At 30.7% G+C, this 8,091-nt stretch carries 10 protein-coding genes; 5 read left to right on the top strand and 5 right to left on the bottom strand.

Annotation, left to right across the window (positions count from 1 at the left end):
- Nucleotides 1–78 precede the first annotated feature (78 nt).
- From AACZ53_RS12600 to AACZ53_RS12580, 5 genes are all read left to right on the top strand, one after another.
- Nucleotides 79–465, top strand: a complete 387-nt coding sequence (locus tag AACZ53_RS12600; RefSeq protein WP_339839051.1) for a hypothetical protein — start codon at nt 79–81, stop codon at nt 463–465.
- Between the two features lie 86 nt (nt 466–551).
- A complete protein-coding gene (locus AACZ53_RS12595) occupies nt 552–1,286 on the top strand; it encodes a lysophospholipid acyltransferase family protein (RefSeq protein ID WP_339839050.1) in 735 nt (244 codons plus the stop codon).
- Between the two features lie 3 nt (nt 1,287–1,289).
- On the top strand, nt 1,290–2,279 hold the full coding sequence (locus AACZ53_RS12590; RefSeq protein WP_339839047.1) for an acyl-ACP desaturase: 990 nt from the start codon (nt 1,290–1,292) through the stop codon (nt 2,277–2,279).
- Between the two features lie 7 nt (nt 2,280–2,286).
- Nucleotides 2,287–2,712, top strand: coding sequence for a DoxX family protein (locus tag AACZ53_RS12585; protein ID WP_339839045.1), 426 nt, complete (start codon nt 2,287–2,289; stop codon nt 2,710–2,712).
- 7 nt (nt 2,713–2,719) lie between these two features.
- Nucleotides 2,720–3,364, top strand: coding sequence for an HD domain-containing protein (locus AACZ53_RS12580; protein WP_339839043.1), 645 nt, complete (start codon nt 2,720–2,722; stop codon nt 3,362–3,364).
- Nucleotides 3,365–3,408: 44 nt separating this feature from the next.
- On the opposite strand, the gene AACZ53_RS12575 is transcribed toward AACZ53_RS12580, so the two are convergent.
- From AACZ53_RS12575 to AACZ53_RS12555, 5 genes are all read right to left on the bottom strand, one after another.
- Nucleotides 3,409–4,185 carry an enoyl-CoA hydratase-related protein gene (locus tag AACZ53_RS12575; RefSeq protein ID WP_339839040.1) on the bottom strand — a complete coding sequence of 259 codons (777 nt, stop codon included), beginning with the start codon at nt 4,183–4,185 and terminating at the stop codon, nt 3,409–3,411.
- 25 nt (nt 4,186–4,210) lie between these two features.
- Nucleotides 4,211–5,680 (bottom strand): ATP-binding protein, encoded by a 1,470-nt coding sequence (locus AACZ53_RS12570; RefSeq protein WP_339839037.1) that lies wholly within the window; start codon nt 5,678–5,680, stop codon nt 4,211–4,213.
- Between the two features lie 151 nt (nt 5,681–5,831).
- Complete coding sequence (locus tag AACZ53_RS12565; protein ID WP_339839034.1) at nt 5,832–6,368, bottom strand: CopD family protein; 537 nt, start codon at nt 6,366–6,368, stop codon at nt 5,832–5,834.
- On the bottom strand, nt 6,358–7,710 hold the full coding sequence (locus AACZ53_RS12560) for an MATE family efflux transporter (RefSeq protein WP_339839032.1): 1,353 nt from the start codon (nt 7,708–7,710) through the stop codon (nt 6,358–6,360). The genes AACZ53_RS12565 and AACZ53_RS12560 overlap by 11 nt, the downstream gene beginning before the upstream one ends.
- Nucleotides 7,710–8,091 (bottom strand): ferrochelatase (locus AACZ53_RS12555; RefSeq protein ID WP_339839030.1); only part of this gene is annotated, 382 nt, incomplete at its 5' end. The genes AACZ53_RS12560 and AACZ53_RS12555, both read right to left, overlap by 1 nt.

Raw genomic sequence — 8,091 nt, 5'->3', positions numbered from 1 at the left:
TCCCTTTCTATATTTTAGTCAGGGATTTTTTTTACGCAACCTTTTTCTTAATTTTGAATCTATATAAAAACTAACCTTATGAAATATATAGTTCGTGTTTTTTTGTTTTCGTTACTTTTACAAAGTTTTCAATGTGATGATGAAGTAAATTCTAACACACCCATTACACCTGAAATGTTATCAATAAACAAGCAGGAAATAGTAGAATACATTTCAACTTTTTCATGTACTGAATCTAGCGGTTGTCTTTCTATTGCTTTAGGTGCTAAGCCTTGTGGCGGCCCAAGAGAATATTTAGCTTATCCAAACACTGTAGATCAAATTACATTAGAAGCAATGGTAAATGAATATTATGAAATGGATGCTAATTATAATATTCAAACAAATGCGGTTTCAGATTGTATGCTTGTTGGTCCACCAAACACTATCGATTGCATAAGTGGAGTTTGCACAATAATAAATTAATTTTTAAATAGATATACTAACCAAACCATCATTTATTTGATGGTTTTTTTATTTTATAATAGTACATTTGTGAAAATTGTTTTTTGATGGAAAAGTTAATTTCATACCCACTTTCTATATTATATTATGTATTATTCTTGTTATGGTTGATTGTTTTTCATCCAATACAGTGGTTTTGTTATAACGTATTTGGTTATAATGCACATAGAGGGAGTGTTGCAATTATGAATTTATTTTTAATAAGAACAACTCATCTTTTAGGAACGACATATACAATTATAGGTAAAGAAAATATTCCTAAAAACGTACCTATAGTTTTTGTAGCTAATCACCAAAGCTTGCATGATATAACAACAATTCTTTGGTTTCTTAGAGCGTTTCATCCTAAATTTATTAGTAAAAAAGAATTAGGAAAAGGTATTCCAAGTGTTTCTTATAATTTAAGAAAAGGAGGTTCTGCTCTTATTGACAGAAAAGACCCAAAACAAGCCTTAACTGAAATAAAAAATTGCGCAGAATTCATCAATAAAAACAATTATTCTGTGGTGATTTTTCCAGAAGGAACTAGAAGTAAAACCGGAATTCCGAAGCCTTTTTCTGTCAATGGTTTAAAAATGTTATACAAATTTGCTCCAGACGCTTACTTTGTGCCAATTACAATAAATAATTCGTGGAAAATGACTAAATTTGGGCAATTTCCTTTAGGCTTGGGTAATAGAATAAATTTTAAGATACATCAGCCTTTAAAAATTTCGGATTATTCATTTGAAGAAATTTCAGAAAAAACAGAAAAAAAAATAGTTCAATCTATTAAAATATAAGATATGTCAATACAAAATGTAAGATTAGAAGTTATGCAATTTTTAGAAAAAAAGATTGATAGCTTTGTGGATGAATATTTAATCCCGGTTGAAAAAATATGGCAACCTACTGATTTATTACCTGATTCTCAAAATGAAAATTTTTATGAAGAAGTTAAAGAATTAAGAGAAATTGCTAAAGACTTACCATATGATTTTTGGGTAACACTTGTTGGTGATACAATTACTGAAGAAGCTTTGCCTACTTACGAATCTTGGTTAATGGATGTTGAAGGTATAGATAATGTTGAACGAAACGGATGGAGTAAATGGATTCGACAATGGACAGGTGAAGAAAACCGTCATGGTGATGTTTTAAACAAATATTTGTATTTATCTGGAAGGGTAAATATGCGAGAAGTTGAAATGACTACCCAACATTTAATAAACGACGGATTTGATATTGGAACTGGAAGAGATCCATACAAAAACTTTGTCTATACTAGTTTTCAAGAATTGGCTACTTATGTTTCTCATAATAGAGTTGCTCAAATGGCTAAAAAATATGGTGATAACAAGCTTTCTAAAATGTGTCGTTTAATTGCTGGAGACGAAATGCGTCACCATCATGCTTATAGCGAATTTGTAACACAAATTTTTAAAGTAGACCCAAGTGAAATGATGTTGGCTTTCCAATATATGATGAAACATAAAATTATTATGCCTGCAGGTTTTTTGAGAGAAAGTGGACAAAAAATAAGTTCTGCTTTTGAACAATTTTCTGATTCTGCTCAAAGAATTGGAGTTTATACGGCAGCTGATTATGTTGAAATTATGCAAAAGTTAATTGAAAAATGGGAAATTGATAAAATCGGTGGACTAACTGATGAAGCTGAAAAAGCCAGAGATTTTTTAATGAAACTTCCAGCACGTATGGCAAGAGTTTCTGAAAGAATAGTTATTCCAGAAGAGGGACATATTTTTAAATGGGTTCAACCAGCTTTGATAAAATAACTTTTTAATGAAAATTATAAAGCTATTTTTAAGATTTGCCATTGCTTCAAGTTTTCTTTCAGCAGTTGCAGATAGGCTAGGTTATTGGCATGAAAATGTTTCTGTTTGGGGAAATTGGAAAAATTTTTTGACCTACACCCAAGCCATTAATCCATGGTTTTCAGCTAATTTAATCCCAATGGTTGGACTAACAGCAACAATAGCTGAAGTCGTATTTGCTATATGTTTACTAATTGGTTTTAAAACTGAGCTTTTTGCTAAGCTTAGTGGGTTTTTGTTATTAATCTTTGCTTTATCAATGATGTTTTCAAGCGGAATTAAAGGTGCATTTGATTATTCTGTTTTAAGTGCTGCTGCTGCCGCATTTGCATTAAGTACAATGTCTTCTTATAAATATTTGGAAGTAGACACAATTCTAAATTCTAAAAAATAAAAATCAGTTGTCAGTAATAGATAAAACAATACTTTTTGTTAAAGAACAACTTCAAAATGCTGAAGGAGGTCATGATTGGTTTCATATTGAAAGGGTTTTTAAAAATGCGCTATTAATTGCCGAAGACGAAGCATGTAATTTAGAAATTGTAAAACTTGGAGCTTTATTACATGATATTGCTGATAGTAAATTTCATAATGGTGATGAAACCGTTGGTCCAAAAGTAACAAGAGGTTTTCTGGAAAAAGAGAATGTTGATGAGGAAGTCATTATTCATGTTCAAAATATTATTGAAAACATTTCGTTTAAAGGCGGGAATTTTGATAAAACATTTCGTTCAAAAGAATTAGAGATTGTGCAAGATGCTGATCGATTAGATGCTTTAGGAGCAATTGGAATTGCTCGTGCTTTTAATTATGGCGGTTTTAAAAATCGTCCAATTTACAACCCAAATATTGCTCCAAAACTCAACATGAGTAAAGAAGAATATAAAAATAGTGAAGCGCCAACTTTAAACCATTTTTACGAAAAACTATTGCTTTTAAAAGATAAAATGAATACGGATTCTGGTAAAAAAATAGCTCAAGAAAGGCATGCTTTCATGGAAAAATTCTTATCCCAATTTTATGTGGAATGGGATGGAGAGAAATAAAAAAAGGAGCAATTAAGCTCCTTTTTTTATTTCATATTTTTTTATTATTTACCAGGAAAAACTGCTTTTCTTTTTTCTAAAAACGCTGTTGTTCCTTCTTTAAAATCTTCTGTTCCAAAACTAGCTCCAAAGTTTTTAATTTCTACTTCAAAACCATCAACACCATCTTTATAATTTGCATTAATAGACTCAATGGCTTTAGCAATAGCAACTGAAGAATTTCTAGCGATTTTGAATGCAATTCCTTTTGTGAATTCTATTAATTCAGTTTGTGGTACAACATGATTCACTAAACCATAATTTTTAGCAGTGTCTGCATCAATCATAGCTGCGGACATAATCATTTCCATAGCTCTTCCTTTTCCAACTAATTGAGGTAAGCGTTGTGTCCCTCCATAACCTGGAATTACACCCAAAGTTACTTCCGGTAATCCCATTTTTGCATTATCTGAAGCTACTCTAAAATGACATGCCATTGCTAATTCTAATCCACCACCAAGTGCAAAACCATTAACTGCAGCAATTACTGGAGTTGAAAGGTTTTGGACATAGTCAAACAATATTTCTTGTCCTTTTGCGGCTAATAATCCGCCATTTTCGATAGAAAAATTAGCGAATTCTGAAATATCTGCTCCAGCAACAAATGCTTTTTCACCACTTCCAGTTACGATAATAACTTTTACTTCTTTATCTTCATTTAACGATTTAAAACCGTCATGTAATTCCTGAATAGTTGCCTTGTTTAAAGCATTTAATTTTTCGGGTCTATTGATCGTTACAATAGCTATGTTGTCTTGCTTTTCTATTAAAATATTTTCCATTTTGAATGATTTAATTTATTGTTGTTTATGTTGTAATAGGAAATGAAACAAAAAATTCGGTTCCGATATTTTCTTTACTCTCAAAGGTAATGGTTCCATTGTAATTTTCTATTATGTTTTTAATTATGGCTAAACCTAATCCCATTCCACTAGATTTGGTGGTAAATTTTGGCTCAAAGATTCTAGCTTTATTTTCTTCAGAAATTCCTTTTCCGTTGTCTTTTACTGTGATAATTACATATCCTTCTTCGCGAAACACATCTACTTCAATCTGTTTATTTTCTTGTTCTTCAGGAATGGATTGAATAGCGTTTTTAACTAAATTAGTTATCACTCTAATTAATTGTGTTCTATCTAAACGGGTAATGATTTCATCTTCTAAATTTGAAAATTGTACAAAGTCTTCATTAAAAATATCTAAAGCAAGTTGAACAATTTTTACCACATTTAATGTTTCATTTTGTTGGGCAGGCATGGTGGCAAAATTCGAAAAGGCATTGGCAACTGAACTCATTGTGTCGATTTGTTGAATCAACGTTTTAGAATAATCATTTAATTTTTGTCTTACTTCAGGATCATTTTCATTAAAACGCATCTGAAAACTTTGGACCGTTAATCGCATTGGTGTCAAAGGGTTTTTGATTTCGTGAGCTACCTGTTTTGCCATTTCACGCCAAGCTTGTTCACGTTCGCTCTGAGCTAATTTTGTAGCACTTTCCTCCAGTTTATCAACCATGCTATTATAGGCTTGAACAAGTGAATTGATTTCGTGACTTCCTTCTTCTAAAACGATACGTTGATTTTGTTGATTAAATTCTGTTTCTTGAATTTTATCACTAATGATTTTTAATGATTTTGTAATATAACTCGATAAGAAATAAGACAATGCAATGGCAATTAAAAACATAAATGCATAGACTTGTCCAAAACGGATTAAAAAATTTTTTAACTCGCTTTCATAAAAATTAGTATCTTCTTCATAAGGCAAATTTAAAATCGCCAAAGGTTTAAACTTATTGTCTTTTATATAAGTATAAGAAAAGCGCATCTTTAAACTATCAACTGTATTGAATTCTACATAACGCTTGTCAATAGTAGATTCAAGTATTTTAAGAGTAGATGAATTAATTTTTGGAGCTTCTTTATCTTGCTTAAAAATAGCTTTTGATGACAACAACAAACTTCCTTTTAAATCATAAAAATTTAGTTCCATGCTATGAACGTCTGATATTTCATATATTTTTTCTTTAAAAATTAACGAAATATTTTTTGTAGATAAAGGATAAGTTGTATTTTGAAGGACATAATTAATATGTTCGACAATTGCATTTTCTTTTCGTTCTAATCGGTCTTGATGGTATGCTCGTGCTTCTGTTTTACATTGATAGATAGAAACTGCTGCGATTAATATAGATGCAATTAACGTTAAGAATATCATGGAAAGAAATATTCTTAAGCGTAATGAAAGGTGTTTTATATTGAAAATTCTATCCATTTTTTGTTTTAGCCCAGATAGCAATGGAAAGCTTTTTTGTGAAAAAATGTAGTTTTTGTTATTATAAAAAAGCGACCTAAGAAGCTCTTTTTATGATATATAAAAACACATTTTTTGCAAAAAACTTGCAATGTATAGCTGGATTAGCTTCTTATTTTTTTTCTCTAATTCTTTTGTAAAATCGAAAGCCTAACATAATTAAGATTGAAAATACAAAAATTCCGATTACTCCAAAAATCCAATTAATAGCACTTTTTAAAATTACTAAAAATACAATTGCAAATAAAATTATTGTAGCTCCTTCATTCCAAATTCTGAAAAAAGTGGAGGTGTGCTTTACTTCATTTTTCTGTAATTGCTTGAATATTTGATGACACTTTGCGTGATAAATATACAATAGCAAAACGAATGCCAATTTTACATGCATCCAAGGTTGAGACAACCATTCTGGATTTAAATACAATAAATAAAATGCAAACAAACTAGCTAAAACAGCACTTGGCCAAGTAATTATATACCAAAGTCTATATTGCATTAGTTGATATTGTTTGATTAAAATATCTTGTTCGGGTTGCGGTTTTTGTTTCGCTTCCGCATGATATACAAATAAGCGAACGATATAAAAGAGGCCAGCAAACCATGTAATTACAAATATTAGATGTAATGCTTTTATGTAATTATATTCCATCTTGTGCGTGTGTTAATTTGCGATTCATTTCTTTTTTTAAAAAGAAACCTGTCACTAAAGTTGATAAAACATCAGCAATTGGAAATGAAATCCATACCCCAAAAATACCATAATAATTTGGTAAAATTAAGATTAAAGGAATTAAGAAAAATCCTTGCTTAGTTAATGTAAGTAAAAGTGCAGGAATAGCTTTTCCTGCTGCTTGAAAATAAGCTGCTCCTATTAATTGAATTGCAATAATTGGTGAAGCAGCAAATACTAATCGCAAGGCATTTGGTGTTTCTTTAATTATATCAATATCAGTTGAAAAAACAGCAACAATTGGTTCAGCAAATACTAAAATTGCTATAAAAATCAATGTTGCTAAACCAGCTGCCCATTTAATGGAAGTTGAAATAGTTTCACTAACTCTTACATAATTTTTTGCACCATAATTATAACCTGCAATGGGTAAAAACCCTTGTGTAACGCCTAATATTGGAAATAAAGCAAACATTAACATTCGACTTATTATTCCATAAACCGCTACAGAATGCTCTCCGCCATAAATAAACAATGTATGATTTAAAATTATAGATAAAATAGCCACAACTCCTTGTCGTGCAAAAGTTACAAAACCAAGTGAACTAATTTCTGAAACTATTTTAAAATCTAAGGCATAATGTTTAAGGTGTAAACGCAACTCACTTTTAAAAATAAAGAACCATAAAATAAAACCAAAGCACATAAAATAAGAAATAGAGGTTGCCAAAGCAGCTCCAAACATCCCCCAACCTAAAAATTTTATAAAAACAATGTCTAAAATAATATTACTAAATGCTGGAATTATCATCGCAATCATAGCAAATTTAGGTTTCCCTTCTGCTCTGATAACTGTGTTACCCATCATACAAAGAGCTAAAAAAGGAACACCATATAAAACAGGCATAAAAAACTCTTTAGCTGGTTTCATTATGTCGCCATTAGCTCCAAAAAGCAGTAATACTTCTTCAGAAAAAAAGGAGCCTATTATAACAGCTGTTACGGCTAAACTAAGCGTCATCAAGATTTGATTTCCAAAAGTTTTTAAAGCTTTTTCATGATTATCAGCACCTAATGCTCTTGAAATTATAGAACTTCCTCCAATTCCTAATGCCATTCCTAAAGAAGAAATTAGAAATGTTATAGGTAAAACGACTGAAACTGCTGCAATAGCTAGAGATCCAATCCATTGTCCAACAAAAATGGTATCAATAAGAATATTGACAGACATAAATAATATACCTATCGAAGCAGGAACCGATTGTTTAATCAGTAATTGTTTTATACTTAATGTGCCTAATTCGGTTGAAGAAAGTGCCATTATACGGTTTGCTCTTGGTTTTGAAAAGCCCATTGATCAATCCAACGGCTTAATGTTTTAGCCCAATTATCATCATCATTTAAACATGGAATTGCAAGAAATTCTTCTCCTCCATGTTCCTTAAATTCATGATTAGCTTCCATAGCAATTTCCTCTAAAGTTTCTAAACAATCGGAAACGAAAGCTGGTGTTACAACGGCTAATTTTTTAATTCCTTTTTCTGGCATTTTATTAACTTCAACATCAGTATAAGGAGTTAACCATTTGTCACCTGCTAAACGAGATTGAAAGGTTTGACTGTATTTTCCTTCTTCAATTCCTAAAAACTCAACCACTTGTTTTGTTGTTTCATAACATTGATGACGGTAGCAAAATTCATGT

It is taken from the genome of uncultured Flavobacterium sp., assembly GCF_963975005.1.
Classification (GTDB): domain Bacteria; phylum Bacteroidota; class Bacteroidia; order Flavobacteriales; family Flavobacteriaceae; genus Flavobacterium.
The sequence above is the reverse complement of the archived record's forward strand: the minus strand, read 5'-3'. Positions and strand labels throughout refer to the sequence as shown.

Excerpts from the sequence above, each read along its gene's own strand:
- AACZ53_RS12600 (WP_339839051.1), top strand. The coding sequence starts at position 79 with ATGAAATATATAGTTCGTGTTTTTTTGTTTTCGTTACTTTTACAAAGT.
- AACZ53_RS12575 (WP_339839040.1), bottom strand. The coding sequence starts at position 4,185 with ATGGAAAATATTTTAATAGAAAAGCAAGACAACATAGCTATTGTAACG.
- AACZ53_RS12590 (WP_339839047.1), top strand. The coding sequence starts at position 1,290 with ATGTCAATACAAAATGTAAGATTAGAAGTTATGCAATTTTTAGAAAAA.
- AACZ53_RS12560 (WP_339839032.1), bottom strand. The coding sequence starts at position 7,710 with ATGGCACTTTCTTCAACCGAATTAGGCACATTAAGTATAAAACAATTA.
- AACZ53_RS12585 (WP_339839045.1), top strand. The coding sequence starts at position 2,287 with ATGAAAATTATAAAGCTATTTTTAAGATTTGCCATTGCTTCAAGTTTT.
- AACZ53_RS12570 (WP_339839037.1), bottom strand. The coding sequence starts at position 5,680 with ATGGATAGAATTTTCAATATAAAACACCTTTCATTACGCTTAAGAATA.
- AACZ53_RS12595 (WP_339839050.1), top strand. The coding sequence starts at position 552 with ATGGAAAAGTTAATTTCATACCCACTTTCTATATTATATTATGTATTA.
- AACZ53_RS12565 (WP_339839034.1), bottom strand. The coding sequence starts at position 6,368 with ATGGAATATAATTACATAAAAGCATTACATCTAATATTTGTAATTACA.